Source organism: Vibrio sp. 11-4(1) (assembly GCF_013048625.1).
GTDB lineage: Bacteria > Pseudomonadota > Gammaproteobacteria > Enterobacterales > Vibrionaceae > Vibrio > Vibrio diabolicus.
Genome location: NZ_VHSY01000007.1, coordinates 147,557 through 165,201 on the forward strand (window position 1 = coordinate 147,557; position 17,645 = coordinate 165,201).

General features: G+C 45.6%; 15 protein-coding genes. 5 read left to right on the forward strand and 10 right to left on the reverse strand.

From position 1 onward, the window contains the following. Positions 1-223 precede the first annotated feature (223 nt). The 5 genes from cysZ (at position 224) to crr (ending at position 5,154) form a co-directional block, all read left to right on the forward strand. Complete coding sequence (gene cysZ / locus FKN16_RS15535; protein ID WP_031780324.1) at positions 224-967, forward strand: sulfate transporter CysZ; 744 nt, start codon at positions 224-226, stop codon at positions 965-967. A gap of 164 nt (positions 968-1,131) precedes the next feature. Beyond that, entirely contained in the window at positions 1,132-2,100 is a 969-nt protein-coding gene (cysK, locus tag FKN16_RS15540; RefSeq protein ID WP_005382045.1) for a cysteine synthase A, read from the forward strand. A 300-nt stretch (positions 2,101-2,400) separates the two neighbouring features. Further along, the gene (locus tag FKN16_RS15545) at positions 2,401-2,658 is read left to right on the forward strand and encodes an HPr family phosphocarrier protein (protein ID WP_005382043.1); all 258 of its coding nucleotides are present in this window, start codon (positions 2,401-2,403) and stop codon (positions 2,656-2,658) included. Between the two features lie 140 nt (positions 2,659-2,798). Next, the gene (ptsI, locus tag FKN16_RS15550) at positions 2,799-4,523 is read left to right on the forward strand and encodes a phosphoenolpyruvate-protein phosphotransferase PtsI (RefSeq protein WP_005393100.1); all 1,725 of its coding nucleotides are present in this window, start codon (positions 2,799-2,801) and stop codon (positions 4,521-4,523) included. A gap of 121 nt (positions 4,524-4,644) precedes the next feature. Further along, positions 4,645-5,154: a PTS glucose transporter subunit IIA gene (crr, locus tag FKN16_RS15555; RefSeq protein ID WP_005382041.1), complete on the forward strand. Its 510-nt coding sequence runs from the start codon at positions 4,645-4,647 to the stop codon at positions 5,152-5,154. 80 nt (positions 5,155-5,234) lie between these two features. Here crr and FKN16_RS15560 read toward each other — a convergent pair whose 3' ends face one another. The 10 genes from FKN16_RS15560 to FKN16_RS15605 form a co-directional block, all read right to left on the reverse strand. Beyond that, positions 5,235-6,359: a flagellin gene (locus tag FKN16_RS15560; RefSeq protein WP_170903064.1), complete on the reverse strand. Its 1,125-nt coding sequence runs from the start codon at positions 6,357-6,359 to the stop codon at positions 5,235-5,237. A 117-nt stretch (positions 6,360-6,476) separates the two neighbouring features. Next, a complete protein-coding gene (locus tag FKN16_RS15565; protein ID WP_005393103.1) occupies positions 6,477-7,610 on the reverse strand; it encodes a flagellin in 1,134 nt (377 codons plus the stop codon). A 506-nt stretch (positions 7,611-8,116) separates the two neighbouring features. Beyond that, positions 8,117-9,271: a flagellin gene (locus FKN16_RS15570; protein ID WP_006743025.1), complete on the reverse strand. Its 1,155-nt coding sequence runs from the start codon at positions 9,269-9,271 to the stop codon at positions 8,117-8,119. A gap of 423 nt (positions 9,272-9,694) precedes the next feature. Next, positions 9,695-10,888 (reverse strand): flagellar hook-associated protein FlgL, encoded by a 1,194-nt coding sequence (gene flgL / locus FKN16_RS15575; protein ID WP_170903065.1) that lies wholly within the window; start codon positions 10,886-10,888, stop codon positions 9,695-9,697. A gap of 13 nt (positions 10,889-10,901) precedes the next feature. Further along, positions 10,902-12,842 carry a flagellar hook-associated protein FlgK gene (gene flgK, locus FKN16_RS15580; RefSeq protein WP_170903066.1) on the reverse strand — a complete coding sequence of 647 codons (1,941 nt, stop codon included), beginning with the start codon at positions 12,840-12,842 and terminating at the stop codon, positions 10,902-10,904. A gap of 159 nt (positions 12,843-13,001) precedes the next feature. After that, positions 13,002-13,928 (reverse strand): flagellar assembly peptidoglycan hydrolase FlgJ, encoded by a 927-nt coding sequence (gene flgJ, locus FKN16_RS15585; RefSeq protein ID WP_048626116.1) that lies wholly within the window; start codon positions 13,926-13,928, stop codon positions 13,002-13,004. 16 nt (positions 13,929-13,944) lie between these two features. After that, complete coding sequence (locus tag FKN16_RS15590) at positions 13,945-15,036, reverse strand: flagellar basal body P-ring protein FlgI (RefSeq protein WP_006743028.1); 1,092 nt, start codon at positions 15,034-15,036, stop codon at positions 13,945-13,947. A 43-nt stretch (positions 15,037-15,079) separates the two neighbouring features. Beyond that, positions 15,080-15,859 carry a flagellar basal body L-ring protein FlgH gene (gene flgH / locus FKN16_RS15595; protein WP_006743029.1) on the reverse strand — a complete coding sequence of 260 codons (780 nt, stop codon included), beginning with the start codon at positions 15,857-15,859 and terminating at the stop codon, positions 15,080-15,082. A 30-nt stretch (positions 15,860-15,889) separates the two neighbouring features. Beyond that, positions 15,890-16,678: a flagellar basal-body rod protein FlgG gene (flgG, locus tag FKN16_RS15600; protein WP_005382032.1), complete on the reverse strand. Its 789-nt coding sequence runs from the start codon at positions 16,676-16,678 to the stop codon at positions 15,890-15,892. An 18-nt stretch (positions 16,679-16,696) separates the two neighbouring features. Beyond that, the gene (locus FKN16_RS15605) at positions 16,697-17,446 is read right to left on the reverse strand and encodes a flagellar basal body rod protein FlgF (RefSeq protein WP_170903067.1); all 750 of its coding nucleotides are present in this window, start codon (positions 17,444-17,446) and stop codon (positions 16,697-16,699) included. Positions 17,447-17,645: the final 199 nt, after the last annotated feature.

Genomic DNA, 17,645 nt, shown 5'->3' on the forward strand with positions numbered 1-17,645 from the left:
TACTCGCAGTTCCTTGAGCAGCAACCCAAGTGCAATAAATCTGAATGATACGTTTACTTTACCAAAACTATATGTAGATTTAGAACAACTTAATGCAAGAAGTTCCGTTTTTTGTTGTGATTCTTGCCACGATTCCACTTAACAAGACGTCATTTGTCAGGGCATTGAAAGAAAAGCCCTCACAGGTACAATGAGTTTTCATTTACACGAAGCCAAAATAGACATGAAGCAAAACAATCAGCAGAGAACCGGATTCGGTTATTTTCTATACGGGATACAATTGGCACTTGCCCCTAAAATCAGACGCTTTGTCATCTTACCTCTACTTGCAAATATCTTGCTTGTGGGTGGTGCCATCTTCTATCTATTTTCAAACCTTAATATATGGATCGAAGACTGGATTGGGCAGCTGCCTGAGTTTTTATCCTGGTTAACTTACATTCTTTGGCCTTTACTCGCTCTGACGATACTCGCTACCTTCTCCTATTTTTTCAGCACGCTCGCGAACTTTATCGCCGCGCCATTCAACGGTCTCTTAGCTGAAAAAGTGGAAGAATACTTAACGGGACAAAAAGTGAATGATGATGGTTTCACTGCCGTTCTGAAAGATGTTCCTCGCGTTTTAGCTCGTGAATGGAGAAAGCTGCTTTACATCTTACCTAAAGCAATAGGCCTATTCCTGTTATTGCTCATCCCTGCCCTTGGACAAACAGTAGGCCCATTTTTATGGTTTATCTTTACCGCCTGGATGCTCGCGATTCAATATTGTGACTACCCGTTTGATAACCATAAAATCCCATTTAACGACATGCGTTACAAATTGAAACAAAAGCAAGGTAAGGCCTATGGCTTTGGGGTATTGGTGTCTGTGTTTACGACGATCCCAATTTTGAACCTCATTGTCATGCCTGTAGCAATATGTGGTGCAACCGCTATGTGGGTCGCGGAGTTTAAGCACCAACGATAGTCGACTAGAGATTAAGGAAAGGGATCTGCGCCAGCTTTTCCCTTTTCTTTTATCGAGTTCTGGGCCAACCTAATAAGATATAACTTTTTAATCCTTTTCCCTTTTTTTCATACCGCATATTCTTCTATCCATATTCACACAACGTGTAATGAAGGAACATCACTATGAGCAAAATCTACGAAGATAACTCTCTTACTATCGGTAATACACCTCTCGTTCGTCTAAACAAAGTAAGCAAAGGCAAAGTTCTCGCGAAAATTGAAGCGCGTAACCCTAGCTTCAGTGTTAAGTGCCGTATCGGTGCAAACATGATTTGGGAAGCAGAGAAAGCGGGGCTTCTTAAGCCAGGTGTAGAGCTTGTAGAACCTACCAGTGGTAACACAGGTGTTGCTCTAGCATTCGTAGCGGCCGCTCGCGGTTACAAGCTAACATTGACCATGCCTGAATCAATGAGCCTAGAACGCCGTAAGCTACTTAAAGCACTGGGCGCTAACCTTGAGCTGACTGAAGCGGCGAAAGGCATGAAAGGGGCGATTGCTAAGGCAGAAGAAATCGTAGCAAGCAACCCTGAGAAGTACCTACTTCTTCAACAATTTGACAACCCAGCGAACCCAGAAATCCACGAGAAGACTACGGGCCCTGAGATTTGGGAAGCGACAGACGGTGAAATCGACGTATTCGTTGCTGGTGTTGGTACGGGCGGTACTATCACAGGTACAAGCCGTTACATCAAAGGTGAAAAAGGTAAAGCCATCACTTCTGTCGCAGTTGAGCCAGCAGAGTCTCCAGTTATTGCACAAGCACTTGCTGGCGAAGAAATCCAACCTGCTCCGCACAAGATCCAAGGTATCGGTGCTGGTTTCATCCCAGGTAACCTCGATTTAGACATTATTGACCGCGTTGAACAAGTCACCTCAGAAGAAGCGATTGAGATGGCTCGTCGCCTAATGGAAGAGGAAGGTATCCTAGCTGGCATCTCATCCGGCGCGGCTGTTGTTGCAGCTAACCGACTTGCAGAACTCCCTGAATTTGAAGGAAAAACAATTGTAACCGTTCTACCAAGTTCAGGTGAGCGTTACCTAAGTACAGCACTCTTTGCAGGTATCTTTACCGAAAAAGAGAACCAACAATAATATGTGTTCAAATCAATTTTTAGTTTAAAAAAGCCCCGTTTAGGGGCTTTTTTGTTGATCCCTGCCCTACCTTTGGTAATATCAGGGTGTTTTATTTCTAGCTTCAAAATAAAGAAGCAGAACACAAAAAGGTTTCAAAGTGATTACGCACGCAAACAGTTGCGTAGTTACCAAACTTTTGACTAGTATCAGAACTGACGCGCTTTGAACTCTTCCCGTGCTAGCGCACAAGATGTAAAGCAGTTAAGCTAAAATCTAGTCACAAACTAACAAAAAAATACATTTATTGGGGTATATCACATGTACGAGAAGCAAGTAGAAATCACAGCAGAAAACGGCCTTCACACTCGTCCAGCTGCACAGTTTGTTAAAGAAGCAAAAGCATTCGACGCAGACATCACTGTGACTTCTAACGGTAAAAGCGCTAGCGCTAAGAGCCTATTCAAACTACAAACACTAGGCCTAGTAAAAGGTACTCAAGTAACTATTTCTGCTGAAGGCCCACAAGCTCAGCAAGCAGTTGACCACCTAGTTGCTCTAATGGACCAACTACACTAATCCGGTCTCCTACTCCAGAAGCCATTTTGTGAAAGCAAAATGGCTTCGTTGGAAATAGGCTCAAAACTAAGCTAAAACTATTCGTTAGCGCACCCATTATTCTCCCGTTTTATAAAGTTGACCAAACTTAAGGTAAGGCTATGATTTCAGGCATCCTAGCATCTCCTGGTATTGCAATCGGTAAAGCACTACTACTTCAAGAAGATGAAATTGTCCTAAACACAAACACTATTTCTGACGATCAAGTAGAAGCTGAAGTTCAGCGTTTCTTCGACGCTCGTAACAAATCTGCAGCTCAGCTAGAAACTATCAAGCAAAAAGCGCTTGAAACGTTTGGTGAAGAAAAAGAAGCGATCTTTGAAGGTCACATCATGCTTCTTGAAGACGAAGAGCTAGAAGAAGAGATCCTAGCACTTATCAAAAACGACAAGATGACTGCGGATCACGCTATCCACTCAGTTATCGAAGAGCAAGCATGTGCTCTTGAGTCACTAGATGACGAATACCTAAAAGAACGTGCAACTGACATCCGCGATATCGGTTCTCGTTTTGTGAAAAACGCACTGGGTATCAACATTGTTTCGCTTAGCGACATCAATGAAGAAGTTATCCTAGTTGCTTACGACCTAACACCATCTGAAACGGCACAAATTAACCTAGACTACGTACTTGGTTTTGCTTGTGATATCGGCGGTCGTACATCTCACACTTCAATCATGGCTCGCTCTCTTGAGCTTCCTGCTATCGTTGGTACTAACGACATCACGAAAAAAGTTAAGAATGGCGATATGCTGATTCTTGACGCGATGAACAACAAGATTGTTGTTAACCCATCAGAAGCTGAACTAGAAGAAGCGAAAGCGGTTAAAGCGGCATTCCTAGCTGAAAAAGAAGAGCTAGCGAAACTGAAAGACCTACACGCAGAAACGACTGACGGTCACCGTGTAGAAGTTTGCGGTAACATCGGTACAGTGAAAGACTGTGACGGTATCCTCCGTAACGGCGGTGAAGGTGTTGGTCTGTACCGTACTGAATTCCTATTTATGGACCGTACTGCGCTACCAACTGAAGAAGAACAGTACCAAGCGTACAAAGAAGTTGCAGAAGCAATGAACGGTCAAGCTGTGATCATCCGTACTATGGATATCGGCGGCGATAAAGATCTCCCATACATGGATCTTCCAAAAGAGATGAACCCATTCCTAGGCTGGCGCGCTGTACGTATCAGTCTGGATCGTCGTGAAATCCTTCGTGATCAGCTACGTGGCATCCTACGTGCTTCTGCACACGGCAAACTGCGTATTATGTTCCCAATGATCATCTCTGTCGAAGAAATCCGTGAGCTTAAGAAAGCGATCGAAGAGTACAAAGAAGAGCTACGTGCTGAAGGCCACGCGTTCGACGAAAACATCGAAATCGGTGTTATGGTTGAAACTCCTGCTGCTGCTGCGATCGCACACCACTTAGCGAAGGAAGTGTCTTTCTTCTCTATCGGTACAAACGACCTAACTCAGTACACGCTAGCGGTAGACCGTGGTAACGAGATGATCTCTCATCTTTACAACCCACTATCACCAGCAGTACTAACCGTGATCAAGCAAGTTATTGACGCTTCTCACGCAGAAGGTAAATGGACTGGTATGTGTGGTGAACTTGCAGGTGACGAGCGTGCAACGCTTCTACTTCTAGGTATGGGTCTGGACGAGTTCTCAATGAGCGGCATTTCAATCCCTAAAGTGAAGAAAGTAGTTCGTAACTCTAACTTCGCAGAAGTGAAAGCAATGGCTGAAGAAGCCCTTTCTTTACCAACAGCTGCAGAAATCGAAGCAGTGGTAGAAAAGTTTATTGCTGAGAAAGCTCAGTAATCGGTAGTACCAAGTAATTCAATACTTAATGGCCATTAGACGGCGAAAAAAGTCGTCTAATGCGCTATATTGGTATACTATAATTCGACAGAATAAAACCAAACCTTAGGAGCATGACACAATGGGTCTGTTTGACAAACTTAAGAAGCTTGTATCTGATGACAGCGCTGACGCTGGTGCTATCGAAATCATCGCGCCACTTTCTGGTGAGATTGTAAACATCGAAGACGTGCCAGATGTTGTTTTCGCTGAGAAAATCGTTGGTGACGGTATTGCTATCAAGCCAGCAGGCAACAAAATGGTAGCTCCTGTAAACGGTACTATCGGTAAGATCTTCGAAACTAACCACGCATTCTCTATCGAGTCTGACGACGGTGTTGAGCTTTTCGTTCACTTCGGTATCGACACAGTTGAACTAAAAGGTGAAGGCTTCACGCGTATCGCTGAAGAAGGTCAAACTGTTAAAGCTGGCGACACTGTAATTGAATTCGATCTAGCTCTTCTAGAAGAGAAAGCGAAGTCAACGCTAACTCCAGTTGTTATCTCTAACATGGACGAAATCAAAGAGCTGAACAAGCTTTCTGGTTCTGTGACTGTTGGTGAAACTCCAGTTCTACGTGTAACTAAGTAATTTTTACTTAGCCGAACACGAAAAAACGCTGCCATTGGCAGCGTTTTTTATTACCTGAAGTTTATACTTTCTTACCGGATTCAACTGAGTAGACCAAGTGCCGAACTCGGCCTTTGTTTTGCCTGAGCCAATAACGCAGTTGTCGCATCTTGGAGCACTTGAGAACGCACCATTTCCGTAGATTCTCTTGCGAAGTCTGTATCTCTTATTCGACTCTTGGATTCCGTAACACTCCGATTCACGGTATTTAAGTTATCCACCGAACCATTTACACGATTTTGAAAGCTGCCAATTTCACTTCGGTGCGAATCAACGTACTTGATCGCTGCATCAATCACCCCAATTGAAAGCTGCGCCTTACCAGCCGTCGACATATCGATGTCATCCATTGTGACTAATTGACCAGTGCTTATATCAAGCTCATCCGCTAAACTGCCTTCTAACTCCACTCCTTCTGGCGTATTCATCGTAGAGGCAAAGAATTGCAGTTCATTGTTTTCCGTTACTGAGGCACTCACTACCGATTGTTGAGCATTGATGTAAGTGGCGACCTGTTCTATGCGATCACCCAATTTGAGCCCAATGGATTCCGTTTGGGTTTGCCCTTTACTGTCTTGGTATTCGACTTTTAGAGTTTGGTTATCTTTAGTGACTCGCCAATCTTTATCGACCGCATCACCAAAATAATGCTGCCCTCCCATCTCTGGGATATGGCTACGCATGTTACGTAACGTCAAAGAGATTGAATTAGCGTTCGCGCCAATATGAAAGCTTTGCGAGCCATAAGAACCATCAAATAAATTTTTATCCGCAAATGTTGTCGTGATCGCGACACGATCAAGCTCATTCTGCAGCGCTACGACCTCGTATTGGATGCTTTGTCGGTCACTGGTATCGTAACTACCATTTGCCGCTTGAAGCCCTAGAGAGCGTAACCGTTGCAAAATATCACTGCTCTCATGTAACGCGCCTTCCGCGGTTTGCGCGACCGAATAAGCATCGTGCGCATTTCTTAAGGCGACATCAAGCCCTCTCGTTTGCACATGGAGAGTATTCGATATCTGTAAACCTGCCGCATCATCACTCGCCGAGTTAATTCGAAAACCAGAAGTTAGGTTGCGCTGTGACTCGACGTTTTGCGCTGCCGCTTGACTCAGGTGTCTCTGCGCCACCATCGCGGCAACATTGGTATTTAAAGAGACCATCTAATCGATATGAGTGCCTTGTCGAACATCCTGTTGGGACGCATCTAAATCGTTATAGCCGATAAGCAAAAAAGCCAGGGATGAGCCTGGCTTTTGTATCTTGTCTTATTAAGGTGATTAACCTAGCAGACTTAGCGCTGAGTTTGGCGCTTGTTTCGCTTGCGCAAGGATTGAGCTTGACGCTTGCGATAGAATTTGTGACTTGGTCATTTGAGTCGTTTCTTTCGCGAAGTCAGTATCTTTGATACGGCTCTTCGACGCGTTCACGTTCTCGTTAATGTTGTCCAAGTTGCTGATTGCATGGTTGAAACGGTTCTGGAATGCACCCAGCTCTGCGCGGTGGCTGTCTACGTATTTCAGTGCCGCATCGATGATAGCGACAGATTCTTGTGCGCCACCAACTGAGGTTACGTCGATAGTATCTACCGTTACTTTTTTACCTTCGCCCAAACCTAGCTCGCCAGATAGGCCGCCTGAAAACTCGACTTCGCCTTCGACTTTGTTGTTGCCAGCAAAGATTTGCAGTTTACCGTCTTGGTCTACTGAGGCTTTCACTAGGTCAGTTTGACCGTTAATGTAAGTCGCAAGCTCTTCGATATCGTCACCTGCTTTTGCGCTGATGTTGATTTCTTGCTCCTGACCGTAGCTGTCCGTTAGGTTGATTTTTAGGTCGTTCTTACCTTCAGCAACGTTCCAGTCTTTACCTTTACCACTTTCAGCTTGGTAGCTCACACCGCCCATCATTTTGTTGTCTGAACGCATGTCTTTTAGCTCAAGCATCACGGCTTCACCGTTATCCGCACCGATTTGGAACGATTTCGCGCCGTGTGTGCCGTTTAGTAGCTTGTTACCACCGAAAGAAGTGGTTTCTGCGATACGGTTTAGTTCGTCATTTAGCGCAGTCACTTCTTCTTGAATCGCCACACGCTCTGATTTCGAGTTTGAGCCGTTTGCTGATTGTAGAGACAAATCACGCATACGTTGAAGAATGTTAGTGGTCTCGTTCATTGCACCTTCAGCGGTTTGTGCAATTGAGATACCGTCGTTCGCGTTGCGAACCGCCACATCCAAACCACGGCTTTGTACGTTCAAACGGTTCGAGATTTGTAGACCCGCAGCGTCATCTTTTGCGCTGTTGATTTTGAAACCCGAAGACAAACGCTCCATAGAGGTTTGTTGAGCTGAGTTTGCGTTGTTTAGGTAACGCTGAGCGGTCATCGCTGATACGTTAGTGTTTACATTCACTGCCATGGTGATTTCTCCAATTGATTTTCCGGTATAGCGGTTTCCGACGTCTCGGAAAACCAAGTAGTTCTCTCAAAGTTACCCCTATTAACGACACCAAATTCAGAAGCTTTAGAAAAAAATTTAAAATAATAACATTGCGAGATTTGGCTAAAAAAATTGAAGAAAAGTAAGAAAAAGTGCTCAAGTTTCCACAAATCGAGCCGAGTGGGCCAGATTGTATAGAAAACCAGCAAAAGGAAACAATTGAAGTTAAGTTCGCAGACGATAGACGTGAGAATTAGAAAAGAAAAAGCCCCTTTTCCTTTGAGAGAACTGGGGCTAGGTTGGTCGCCAGAGCCTATGTGGAGATCAAGAGAAATGAACACATTTCCGGCATACCGAGTGCAACTTTACATTGAAAATGATTGGCAGGTGAGAGATGAGAGAGCCGCTCATTCTATTATAAAGTTGCTTGCCAAAAGCCTGCATTCCCATCCACGTCTGAATGTATTGAGTACAGGCTAAGTAAACTACTGCAATAGTGACATTGCAGAGTTTGGCAACTGTTTCGCTTGAGCAAGAATTGATGTACCTGCTTGTTGCAAAATTTGTGCTTTGGTCATTTGCGTGGTTTCTTTCGCAAAGTCCGTGTCTTTAATTCGGCTGTTTGACGCGTCAACGTTTTCTTGGATGTTTGCCAAGTTGTTGATGCTGTGACTCAGACGGTTTTGCTTCGCACCCAAGTCCGCACGTTGTGAATCCACGTATTTCAGTGCCGAATCCAGCACAGAGATAGCGTTTTGAGAACCTTGTACGGTTGTCATATCAATATCTTGTACTGATGTTCTAAGAGGTTCATCGCTCAAACCAAGCTCAGACGCCAATCCACCCGAAATTGAAATCTCACCCTGAACGTTTGGATGTGCAACAAAAACTTGTAACTTGCCATCTTCACTTACAGACGCGTTGATCATATCAGACTGACCATTAATGTACGTAGCAAGCTCTTCGATGTCGTCACCTGCTTTTGCATTAATGTTGATTTCTAGATCATCGACATTGCCGTCTTCGTCTTCACCCATGCCTGGCAAAGTGATTTTTAGGTCCGATTTAGCAGGGTCAACGCCCCAATCTTTATCTTTACCATTTTCCGATAAGAAGGTCACACCGCCCATGCGAGTATCGTCCGCACGAATGCTGGTTAGCCCCATGATCATTGCTTCACCTGAGCTCGCACCAATCTGGAATGCCGCTTCACCGAATGAGCCGTTCAATAGACGACGGCCACCGAATGACGTGGTTTCTGCGATACGGTTTAGCTCGTCAATCAATGCCATTGACTCTTCGTTGATCGCCTGACGCTCAGCCGGAGAGTTAGTACCGTTCGATGATTGAATAGCAAGGTCACGCATACGTTGCATGACAGATGTTGCCTCATTCATCGCACCTTCAGCGGTTTGGGCAATCGAGATACCATCGTTCGCGTTACGCATTGCGACATCTAGGCCACGAGACTGTGCAGTTAAGCGGTTAGAGATCTGTAGACCTGCCGCATCATCTTTTGCACTGTTTATCTTATGTCCTGAAGATAAGCGCTCCATCGACGTGTTTAATTCGTCAGTCGCTTTGTTTAGGTAACGCTGCGCGGTCATCGCGGAGACGTTAGTACTAACTGTTACAGCCATTTTGCTCTCCTTTTGAGTTCGCAAGCTTTTGCGAAGCGGCCAGCTTTACTCTCATTTGGATAAGCACTGACCGTAAAAATTACTTGCTAAATCTGCCTTAAACGCAGGGTTTAGAATCTCTAAATCTGTTCTGATATTTTCAATACAATTTGTGTGCCAACTTATAAAATTTATTTCACCGCTTTTAAAAGAAGCACATAAACAATAAGTTAGCGTTATCACTAAACCATTTCCGGATAATGAGGCTCATCTTGCTTCATGGATATTGACCGCTACTCTGTTGCCGCCCAACTTGCCTCTCGCGTCATTGCCGCTTTGGGTAAAATCGTGCCGCATAGCATGACTCTTAATTTACGTCGATTTATCGCGCTTAAGGCTTTGCACATAAGGCATCAAAATCAGACACTGTGTATGAGTGTCATACTAGATGTAGTTAAACAACGTTAGATCTTTGGTCTTACCGAATGCTTGTTGCGATGCCTGTAACGCTCGCGAGTTTTCACTGAACTCGATAACGGCTTTAGAGTAATCCAAATCCTCAAAGTTGCTCTTCGCTTTCGCCAGAGACAAATTAAAGTCTTCGTGGTTTTGCTCTTGGATATCGAGCGTGCTCAATCGGGCGCCAGCATCTGTACGCGCTTTATTCAAATGGATAAAAGCAGCGTGAAATTCTTCTGTCATTTGGTGCAATTTGGCGGTCGCCGACGTATCCGACACCGATTTATCTGACCACGCCATTGCATCCTTGAAGGTATCGAAAATGCTGAACTCTGCCCGCTTTTCAATCTCGATGCTGTCGCCAGGCGTAATTTGACCTTTTACGTGCACTTTCAGGCCTTTGTACTCAATGCCTTTTTCTGGAGAAAACTCATCGGCATCCACGACTTTACCGTTACGCTCTAGTTGGTAACCAAATTTGCCGTTGTTCATATCGACAAATGTCACGCGATACGCCGCATCATCCTTCGTATCAACGTTAGTGGCTCTGTTTAATAGCAACTCAGAACCGTTTTGTAGATCGTAATTCGGCTGATAATCGCCAAATGGGTTTGGTATCTCCATAAACAGCTTGCTGCCAGGATCGTTCATTGGCATCTCAAGCATGCTGGAGACTTTCATTTTGCGCTGGTAATCGTCTCCAGCGTACTGAACACTACCGTCTTTATCGCGATAGAATGGTTGGCTTTTGGGCTTAGTGCCAGCAAACACGTAGTTACCAGATTCATCTTGCGAGTTCACTAAGTTAAGGAAGTTGTTCGCAATCTCTTCTAGCTCACGCTTCTTTGCTTGTCGGTCTTCCGCAGAAAACGCACCGTTAATCATCTCCATCGTTAAGCGCTTCGACTCGTCGGCAAAATTCTCTGCATTGGCGATATTAACTTCGTGGTTTTCTAGACGATTACGCACCAACACTATTGAGCTAAGGTATTGTTGTAGCTGTTCTTGTTGCTGACTAATATTTTGAATGTAATGCGACGCAAGGGGATCGTCGCTAGGTTTCAGTAACTTTTTCCCTGAAGCAAGTTGCTCTTGGTTATGGTGAACCTTATTCTCTTGACGACGCAAGTCATTTTGTACGGACTGATAGTTATGGAAACTAGAAATTCGGTTTAGCACTTATCTCTTCTCCTTACCTCAGTTGTAAAATGGTATTGAAGGTGTCATTCGCCGCTTGCATCACACGTGATGAAGCCATGTACGCTTGTTGAAACTTCATCATGTTGGCCGCTTCTTCATCGAGGTTAACGCCAGAGATAGAAGCAACGCGCTCTTGTGCCGCCTCATGCTCTAAGCGAGCGACAGAAGCTAATCGGTTTGCTGTAGAAGATTTCAATCCGACTTCGGTATTGAGGTTGTGATAAACATCAATCAAAGTACTGGATTTTCCGTCCATCATCTTGTCTGTTTGGATCTTCTGCATTTTTCTCAAGTTGCCATTACCACCTTCCGAAGGCACCAAGTTCGCGGTGAACTTGTCATTCATCAGCGCACCTTCGCTCAGCTCAAATACAGTCGCATCGCCATTTTTATACAGCGGATGACTTTTCGGCACTGAGATTTCAATCATCGGGTTATCTTTGTCTAGCGGGTATGAGTATTTGTCCGATAGCAAATTGCCTTTGTTGTCCGTGATCTTTAACCATGGCTTATCATGTTTCTCGTCGGCTGGTTGTACGGTGACCTCAAACTCTTTGACATCCCCCGCCTCACGAATTTTGAACTTGGCGTTACCTTGAGCAAAAGTGGTTGAAGCTTCATAACTTTGCGCGGCAATGGCTTTTGCATCATTGGTTTCCATCTTGATGATGGCTGCGCCACTTCGTGTTGGGCGCAACAATACGCGCTCACCAGCGGCAAGACCTTCACCAATTTGCACTTTCATACCATCCAGAACAAACGAAGAATCCGATTGATCAATGTTCAACGACATTTGCTCACCTTTCGGTGTTGTCACGCTATACTGGTCGCCATCATAACGTAGCGAATATTCACCACCTTTGATCGCTGAGATATCATCAATGTAAACCGCAACATCAGCTTGAGAGTCAGGCGCAGCAAAAGCTCGAGATTTTGCCACCAGCTCAGAGTTCACGTCGGTAAATACGTCTTTACCTATCTTGCCGTTGAGATCCAGACCTTGAGATTGCAGCTGATTAATTTTGTAGGAGAAACCCGTCGCTAAACGGCCCATTTCATCTTGCAGTTGTGGAATGTGTTTGTCGCGCATTTCAAGCAAAGCGCCGATTTTGCCATCCATATCATCAGACTTGATCGCTTTAATGCCATTCCCTTCCACCATTGCTAATCGTCTTTGATGAACATCCGGATAACCATCGATCATTTTGAGCTGGCTTGCTTCCGTGCCAGAAACAAGTGTGTGTCCATTGCCGATGTGAACATTAAACCCTTCGGCATTTTTGCGTGGGGTTACGGTAACTTTGGTGTACTCAGATAACTCAGTAACCAGCTTTTCATGCTGGTCCATCAAATCATTATGTGGACCGGGTGTGCGCATCATTAACCGATGCACATCGCGGATCTCCAACGCAAGTTGGTTCACGCGTTCAATGCCCATATCCAATTTTTTATTGGTCACATCAGATTGCAATCGCACGGTTTCATGGAAGTCATTTAATGTATCAGAGAAGATTTTCGCCTTTTCCAATACCACTTTCCGTGCCCCCAAATCGTTCGGGGTATCTGCCATGGTTTTGACCGCATCGAACCACTCGTTCAAGTTCTCTGGAATTTTCTTCGATGCAACTGAGCTCAACATGCTAGAGAGCATATCAAGATTGTCTTGGGTATCCGTTTTGTTGGCATTGTTGGTTGACGACAAGTTCAGTTCATTCACGGCAAACTGATCCCACGAGCGGCGAACATTTTCCACATGCACACCCATGCCGTAAGTAGAGCCACCAAACATGCGCGGATCATTCGTACCTTGGATAACAGACTGGCGGCTATAACCCTCGGTATTAACATTAGAAATGTTATGACCAGTGGTGTTTAATTGTCTCTGAGCAGTAAGCACACTTTGAGTACCTACATTCAGAAGATCTGACGCCATACATGCCCCCAAAAACGAAATAAAATCGGCAAAACCGATCACCTAGACACATCAAAGCAAAAGATGTGCCAAGTAAGAGAGAGAGGTGAATACTCAGAAAAAGTAAAGGCTTGCACTGTGGCAAGCCTTCGAAAGCAACATGAACTGGCGAAGAGTAAATTACATACTTTCGATTTTCTGCTTCACCTGAAGGACTTTGTCTGCGTAATTCGGATCGGTCGCGTAACCCGCACTGTGGATGCCGCGAATGAAGGACTCTGAATTCCCTCGCTGTTGCAATGCCGTCTCGTAACGTGGGTTGTCATTTAAAAAGCGCACAAAGTCATTAAAGCTGTCTTCGTAATTTGAGTAGGCGCGAAACGCTGCCGTCTCTTTCACTGGCGTATTATCGTGGAACTCTAGCGTTTGAGTCGTCACTTTGTCACCCTGCCAGCTTCGATCTGCTTTGATGTTAAATAAGTTGTTGCTGCTGCCACGCGCGTTCTTCACTACCTTTTGTCCCCACCCGGTTTCCAAAGCCGCTTGCGCAAGTAGCAGAGATGGCTCGACACCTAGGGCTTTCGCGGCTTTCTCCGCGTATGGCTTCATCGAGTTAACAAAAGATTCTGGCGAATCGAATCGAGTTGGTTCATTGCTTGGTCGAGATAGCTGACCAGATTCAATCAAGCGCTGTTCAATCTCACGCGCTTTTTTCGGGTCAATACGACGATATTCCACGGCATTATTTGCCGCATCACGCATTGCCGTTTCACTCTTGTCGTTACCTTGCCCAGCCGTTAATTGCTTAACAATCATATCGGCCAAGCCCATTGAACCAGACGAACTGAGCTCACTCGCCATCTGCTCATCCAGCATTTGTCGGTAGAACTTCTCGTTCTGGCTGTTCATCATGTTGGACTCAAAGCCCTCATTGGCTTCTCGCATGGATTTCAACATCATGGAGGTGAAAATAGATTCGAACTGACGAGCCGCTGCACGCAGTGCTTCTTGCTCGCCATCTTTACCTTCTTTCACTGCTTTTTGACGCAGGGTATCCAGCGAACTGATGTCATGAATAAAGCCAATGTCGTTAGGATTGTTCATTATACCTACCTCCTAACCATTAAATGATGATCAACTGGCCTTCAATGGCACCAGCTTGTTTCAATGCTTGCAAGATAGCCATCAAATCCGACGGCGCTGCGCCGACTTGATTCACTGCACGGACCAAATCATCCAACGTTAAGCCTGGCTCAAACTTAAACATCTTGCCCTGCTCTTCGCTGACTTCGATATCCGAGTCTGGCACGACAACAGTTTGCCCACCAGAAAAGCCGTTCGGTTGGCTAACATTCAAGTTTTCTTTGATCGCAACCGTCATGCCACCATGCGTTACCGCAGCAGGTTTGAGACGAACATGTTTACCAACTACGATGGTACCCGTGCGAGAGTTAACGATGATTTTGGCTGCGCCATCTGCTGGGTCGAACTCTAGGTTTTCAATTGCCGATAAGAACGCCACACGCTGGCTGACATCACGAGGGGCACGTACACGTACCGACGTCGCGTCTACTGCACTCGCCATTTGTGGGCCCAGGAAGTTGTTTACCGCATCCGCCATACGTTGAGCCGTTGTGAAATCTGACTCAAGCAAGTTGAACGTGATGTAATCGCCACGACCAAATGGGTTTGGAATTTCGCGCTCTACTGTCGCACCACTAGAGATAAGACCAACGGTTGGATTGTTACCTACGATTTTGGAACCGTCAGCACCTTCAGCACTGAAACCGCTCACCACTAAGTTACCTTGAGCAACCGCGTAAACTTGACCGTCTAAGCCTTTCAAGAAGGTTTGTAGTAGCGTACCACCACGCAAACTTTTGGCACTACCGATAGAAGAGACTGTCACGTCTACTTGCTGACCTGGTTTAGAGAATGGCGGCAACTCTGCCGTTACCATGACTGCGGCAACGTTTTTTATTTTCGGCTTTGTGCCCGGCGGCATCTGAATGCCGAAGTTTTGCAGCATGGCGGCGAAACTTTGCTCCGTAAACGGGTTCGCTTCGCCTGTGCCAGGTAAGCCTGAAACCAAACCATAACCCACGAGTTGGTTGCTTCGTACACCTGCCACTTGCGCGACGTCTTTGATACGTGCAGCTTGGGCAGCGGTAGAAAACAGAGCAACGCTCATCAGTATTAAAAGGAGTTTTTTCATGCTTACTTATCTCTTGCAGTCAAATTGCCGTCAGCACGGCGTGTTATAGCGCTACATTAAAGAATCGTGCCAAGAAACCCGGCTCTTGCATATCTTGTTGTACACCGGTGCCAGAATACTGAATTCTTGCGTTAGAAACGCGGTTTGATGCAATAGTATTGTCGAAACTAATGTCATCCGGACGAATAGTGCCGCTTAAACGTATGTACTCATCACCCGTATTAAGCGTCATCCATTTTTCTCCACGGATAACGAGGTTGCCATTTGCCAAAACTTCAATCACCTCAACAGTAATATAACCACTGATGCTGTTACTCTGCTTAGCAGAAGAGTCACCCGCAAATGAGTTTGAGTTATTTAAGTCATAAGAGAAATTGTATTTGCCACCAATTTGCAGCTCTTCTCCGCCCACTTGAAGCGGGTCCATTTGCGCTTCATTGGTTTTCGATAAATCGGCATTGGCGCTTTTCGTGGCGCTGGTAGTCTCATCCAGTGTCACGGTAATAATGTCGCCAATACCACGTGGCTTGGAATCGTCGTAAAGATCGGTAATGTGCTCGGCGCTAAACAGTGAACCTGTTGCAGCAGCATAATGCTCAGGTTTCTTTTTCGGATGAATAGGAGCCCATGCAGGATCACCCGCAACCGGATCGCTTCTGCCACGCAGTGTATCCACGATACCGCTGCTCTCTTCTTTCGATTTATCGCCTTCTACCGCGTCAACCACCGTCGTTGCTTGTGTCACTTCATCCGTTTCAATCGGCTCTAACATGGCACAACCCGACATCGTGGCAATCAAAGCAAGTAGACAAATACGTTTCATCGTGAGCTCCTCAATTCTTGCTCTTAACCGTTATAACTGCTGGTTAACGAAGCTCATCATCTTATCGACTGACGAGATCACTTTTGAGTTCATTTCGTAAACGCGCTGGGCTTCGATCATGTTGACCAACTCTTCCGTTACATTCACGTTAGACGCTTCCAGCATGGATTGACGGATTTCACCCAAACCGTCCAAACCAGGAACACCTTCTTGTGGATCGCCACTAGCACCCGTTGGTAAGTAAAGGTTCTGGCCAATTGGCTCTAGGCCACCTGGGTTAACAAAGTCTGTAATGGTTAGCTGACCAACGACTTGGTTGTCTTGCTGACCACGGACGCGAACCGATACTTCACCATCCGTACCGACAGTGATAGAAATCGCATCTTCTGGAATCACAATTTCAGGTTCTACAGGGTAGCCAGAACCCGACGTGACTAACGTGCCTTCACCATTTAACGTGAACTGACCGTTACGGGTGTAACCGATGTTGCCATCCGGCAACGTCACTTGGAAGAAGCCGTCGCCTTCAACCATCATGTCCAGTGCGTTGGTCGTTGTCTGCGCATTACCATGCGTGTGCACTTTTTGCGTCGCAACCACTTTAGAACCCGCACCTAGCATCAAGCCACTCGGAAGCTCAGTGTTCTGAGATGATTGGCCGCCAGGCTGGTTGATGTTCTGATAGAACAAATCTTCGAATACCGCACGGCTCTTTTTGTAGCCGACAGTAGAGGCGTTCGCCAAGTTGTTCGAAATCGTGGCAATGTTGGTTTGCTGGGCGTCTAGACCTGTTTTACTTACCCATAGTGCTGGATGCATAGTGAACCTCTAACTCTGTTAACTCATACGAAGCAGTGAATCTGAAGATTTATCCATTTCTTCAGCTGTGCTCATCATCTTGACTTGCATTTCAAACTGACGCTGTAAGTCAATCAATGCGGTCATTTCACCTACGGCATTCACGTTACTGCCTTCAATCGCTCCTGTCTGGAGGCTAACAGTCGCGTCTGCTTCGTAAGGTTGGTTTGGAGTTTTATGGCGAAATAAGCCATTGGTGTCTTTAAATAAGCTTTGATCATTAGGCTTAACAAGCTTGATGCGATCAACCGCTTGGAATTCTTCCGCCGGGGCACCTTGAGGAAGCACAGAGATGGTGCCATCACGACCAATTTCAATTTTGGAGAGAGGAATAGGCAAAGTAATCGGCGCATCGTTTTCACCTAGCACCAAATGGCTACTTGCGTTAGTAAGCATGCCATTTTGATCGACTTTTAGGTTACCGTTACGGGTCAACCCTTCTTTACCCGTGTGATCGAGTACCGATATCCAGCCGCTACCTTCAATCGTCACATCAAGATCACGCCCTGTTGTAATCACGCTACCTTGAGCAAAGTTATGCCCTGGACGCTCTGTCATGCTGAACACACGTGAAGGATGGCCTTCACCATAAGCCTGCATTGAGCGAGCCTGTGCTAAATCCGCACGAAACCCTGTCGTGCTTACGTTAGCCAAGTTATTAGCACGCAATTGTAGTGCCTGCATATTTTGCTTGGCCCCACTCATTGCGAGAAACAGTGCGCGATCCATAAATTACTCCAAAAACTTCTCTGTACACGGAGTAAAAGCAATAGTTATGCCAACATAAAATGAACTTATTTATCAAACATTTAAATAAGAAACAAAAGATTAAGAGGGGTTTCAGTGGCAGAAAACTGCAACAAGGGGCAAGGTTTTGATCCACATGGCGGCAACGGCGGCAAATCAGAGATCAAAGCATGCTTAACCT

Excerpts from the sequence above, each read along its gene's own strand:
- cysZ (WP_031780324.1), top strand. The coding sequence starts at position 224 with ATGAAGCAAAACAATCAGCAGAGAACCGGATTCGGTTATTTTCTATAC.
- cysK (WP_005382045.1), top strand. The coding sequence starts at position 1,132 with ATGAGCAAAATCTACGAAGATAACTCTCTTACTATCGGTAATACACCT.
- FKN16_RS15545 (WP_005382043.1), top strand. The coding sequence starts at position 2,401 with ATGTACGAGAAGCAAGTAGAAATCACAGCAGAAAACGGCCTTCACACT.
- ptsI (WP_005393100.1), top strand. The coding sequence starts at position 2,799 with ATGATTTCAGGCATCCTAGCATCTCCTGGTATTGCAATCGGTAAAGCA.
- crr (WP_005382041.1), top strand. The coding sequence starts at position 4,645 with ATGGGTCTGTTTGACAAACTTAAGAAGCTTGTATCTGATGACAGCGCT.
- FKN16_RS15560 (WP_170903064.1), bottom strand. The coding sequence starts at position 6,359 with ATGGTCTCTTTAAATACCAATGTTGCCGCGATGGTGGCGCAGAGACAC.
- FKN16_RS15565 (WP_005393103.1), bottom strand. The coding sequence starts at position 7,610 with ATGGCAGTGAATGTAAACACTAACGTATCAGCGATGACCGCTCAGCGT.
- FKN16_RS15570 (WP_006743025.1), bottom strand. The coding sequence starts at position 9,271 with ATGGCTGTAACAGTTAGTACTAACGTCTCCGCGATGACCGCGCAGCGT.
- flgK (WP_170903066.1), bottom strand. The coding sequence starts at position 12,842 with ATGGCGTCAGATCTTCTGAATGTAGGTACTCAAAGTGTGCTTACTGCT.
- FKN16_RS15590 (WP_006743028.1), bottom strand. The coding sequence starts at position 15,036 with ATGAAAAAACTCCTTTTAATACTGATGAGCGTTGCTCTGTTTTCTACC.
- flgH (WP_006743029.1), bottom strand. The coding sequence starts at position 15,859 with ATGAAACGTATTTGTCTACTTGCTTTGATTGCCACGATGTCGGGTTGT.
- flgG (WP_005382032.1), bottom strand. The coding sequence starts at position 16,678 with ATGCATCCAGCACTATGGGTAAGTAAAACAGGTCTAGACGCCCAGCAA.
- FKN16_RS15605 (WP_170903067.1), bottom strand. The coding sequence starts at position 17,446 with ATGGATCGCGCACTGTTTCTCGCAATGAGTGGGGCCAAGCAAAATATG.